General features: G+C 68.0%; 2 protein-coding genes and 1 pseudogene. 2 read left to right on the top strand and 1 reads right to left on the bottom strand.

Features of this window, described 5'->3' with window-relative positions; all coding sequences use genetic code 11:
* Positions 1–215: pseudogene (locus ABZD10_RS14725) on the top strand (exodeoxyribonuclease VII large subunit); the annotation flags it as partial.
* A 111-nt stretch (positions 216–326) separates the two neighbouring features.
* Here the strand turns inward: ABZD10_RS14725 and ABZD10_RS14720 are convergent.
* Positions 327–1,346: an alkane 1-monooxygenase gene (locus ABZD10_RS14720; RefSeq protein ID WP_372887645.1), complete on the bottom strand. Its 1,020-nt coding sequence runs from the start codon at positions 1,344–1,346 to the stop codon at positions 327–329.
* Positions 1,347–1,535: 189 nt separating this feature from the next.
* On the opposite strand from ABZD10_RS14720, the gene ABZD10_RS14715 reads away from it, so the two are divergent.
* On the top strand, positions 1,536–3,127 hold a 1,592-nt coding region (locus ABZD10_RS14715; protein ID WP_372887643.1), incomplete at its 3' end, for an NAD(P)H-dependent oxidoreductase subunit E.

Below are 3,127 nucleotides of genomic sequence, written 5' to 3'. Positions count from 1 at the left end.
GCATGCGCGAGACGCTCGGCTACCACTCGACCCTGCAACGCGGCTACGCGGTGGTGCGCGGCGACGGGGCGGTGGTCACCGGCCCCGAGGCCGCCGGCAAGGCGAGCGAGATCGAAATCGAGTTCGCGGGCGGGCGGATCACCCTCGGTCAGCGCCCTGCGCCCCGCAAATCCGCCGCCCCCCCGGCGCCGCCGGGTCAGGGCAGCCTGTTCTGACACCGGCTTTCTCTTGCCGAAAATATCCCGGGGAACGTCTGCTTTCATCCGGAAAGCGGACGTGGGGCAGCGCCCCTGCGCCGGTGCCGCCTGCACAGGTCGCAAAAGGTTTCACCGGTGCAGCGCCGCCACCCGCGGATCCATCACCCGGCGCCACCGGCCGGGCCACAGCGCCAGCGCCGCCATCACCGGCAGCGCATGGGGTAGCACCGGCATCGCGGCCGGGTCCAGTTCCAGCGCCGGATAGGGGCGCGAGGGGTGCAGGTGATGGTCCGAGTGGCGCGGTGCGTTGAGCATCATCGCGCTCGAGAACGGGTGCGGCGCATTCCAGCTGTGCTGCGGCCCCACCGGGGCCAGCCGTCCGTCGGCGCCGCGCTGCCGGCGCAGCCCATAGTGCTGCACGTAATCCGACAGCAGAAGCTGCATCTGCGCATAGCCGGCCAGCAGGATCAGCGCCGCCGCCCCGCCGGGCCCGGCAAGGGCCGCGGCCAGCCCGACCGCCGCCACGCCGCCGCCGACATAGGCCGCATAGGGATGCCGCCAGACCTGCCCCCGGCGCCGCGCCCAAAGCGCGTTTTCGGCCCGCAGCCCCTTGCCAAAGGACCCGATCCAGGCCCGGGGCCAGAAGTGGTAGAAGCTCTGCCCCAGAGCGGCGCTGTTGGGGTCCATGGCGCTGGCGGCCCAGCGGTGATGCACATGCGGATGGGCCGAGGCATGGTGGCCGAAAAGCAGCGAGACATAGACCGCGACCCCCAGCCGGCGCGGCCCGCGCCGCGGCCTGTGGATCAGCTCGTGGGCATTGGCATTGCTGACCTGCCCGAAAAAAAGGCCGAAGGCCGCGAAACAGGCCAGCCGCTCCCATATCGCGTGCCCGCTGTCGCCTCCGACGGCAAAGACCGCGACCGGCAGCAGTGCCAGATGCGCCGCCCCCAGGATCAGCGACAGGCGCGCGCCCGAGGGGAATTCACCGTCGGCGCCACGCCGGCCCGCCGCGCCCCGCAGCAGGCGGTCCATCATCGCCACGAAAAGCGTCAGGTACAGCAGCGCCACAAGGCACCAGAGGCCGCCCGAGAGACCGGCCATGGCCAGCAGCAAGACCGGCAGCAGCGTGGCCGCGCCAAACCATGTCATCCTCGCGTTCCTCCCTTCCGGTGCAGCGCATCATAGCGGATCGACCGGTTTGGGAAACAGCCGCTGGTCAACGCGGCGCGGATTGCGCCCCCGGGCAACGCATACGGGCGCATGCATGTCGTTTTTGGCTCGCTGTGACGCGCCATCAGGGGCTAGGTTGCGCACAACACCAATTCGCGGGGAACCACCATGGCGCTGGACGAAGCCAAGAAGGGCATCTGGAAATCGGGCAAGGGCAAGGGCCGCAAGACGCCCAAGGGGCGGCAGCTGGACGATGCGGCCCATGACGAGGTTCTGGCCCTGCTCGGGGATCGCCCGCGTCGGCGCGACCTGCTGATCGAGTTCCTGCACCTGATTCAGGATGCGCATGGCCATATTTCGGCGGCCCATATCCGCGCCCTGGCCGAAGAGCTGCGCACCGGCCAGGCCGAGATCTTCGAGGTGGCCAGCTTCTACGCTCATTTCGACGTGATCCGCGAAGACGAGGTGCCGCCGCCGGCACTGACAATCCGGGTGTGCGATTCGCTGTCCTGCGAGCTGGCCGGCGCCGAACGGCTGCAAAAGGCGCTGCAAGCCGGGCTGGATCCGGCAGAGGTGCGCGTGCTGCGCGCGCCCTGCATGGGGCGCTGCGACACCGCGCCGGTGCTCGAGATCGGCCACAACCATATCGACCACGCCACGCCCGAAAAAGTGCAGGCGGCGATTGCCGCCGGCGACACCCATGTGCATGTGCCCGCCTATCAGACCCATGACGCCTATGTGGCCGAGGGCGGCTATCGGGCGCTGGCATCGCTGCGCGACGGCGGGGATTGGCAGGACGTGCAGGAGCAGATCAAAGAGGCTGGTCTGCGCGGCCTCGGCGGCGCGGGCTTCCCCTCGGGCACCAAATGGGGGTTCGTGCGCGCCAACGACGGCCCGCGCTATCTGGCGGTGAACGGCGACGAGGGCGAGCCGGGCACCTTCAAGGATCGCTATTACCTCGAGCGCAGCCCGCATCTGTTCCTCGAAGGCATGCTGATCGCGGCATGGGCGGTCGAGGCGGAAAAAGCCTTTATCTATATGCGCGATGAATATCCGGCGGTGCTGAAGATCCTCGCCGACGAGATCAGCGCGCTGGAAGCGGCGGGCGTGGTGGCGCCGGGCTATATCGATCTGCGGCGCGGCGCTGGCGCCTATATCTGCGGCGAAGAAAGCGCGATGATCGAATCGATCGAAGGCAAACGCGGCGAGCCGCGCCACCGTCCGCCTTTCGTGGCGCAGGTGGGTATCTTTGGTCAGCCGACGCTGGTGCATAATGTCGAGACGCTCTACTGGATCGCCCGCATCTGCCGCGAAGGCCCCGAAGTGCTGAATGCGGTGGAAAAGAACGGTCGCAAGGGGCTGCGGTCCTTCTCGGTCTCGGGCCGGGTGAAAAATCCGGGCGTACATCTGCTGCCCTCGGGATCGACCATCATGGATGTGATCGACGCCTGCGGCGGCATGGCCGAGGGGCATGAATTCAAGGCCTATCAGCCCGGCGGGCCGTCGTCGGGTCTGCTGCCGGCCAGCATGAACGACATCCCGCTGGATTTCGACATGTTGCAACCGCATGGCACCTTCATCGGCTCAGCCGCAGTGGTGGTGCTGGGCCATCAGGATAGTGCTCGCGATGCGGCGCTGAACATGCTGCGCTTCTTTGAAGATGAAAGCTGTGGTCAGTGTACGCCCTGCCGGGTTGGCTGTGAAAAGGCGGTCAAGCTGATGCAGGCCGAGCATTGGGACACCGGCCTTCTGGAAGAGCT

It is taken from the genome of Shimia sp. (genome assembly GCF_041624275.1).
GTDB lineage: Bacteria > Pseudomonadota > Alphaproteobacteria > Rhodobacterales > Rhodobacteraceae > Shimia.
Note: the sequence above shows the minus strand (reverse complement) of the source record. Positions and strands in the feature narration are given on the sequence as shown.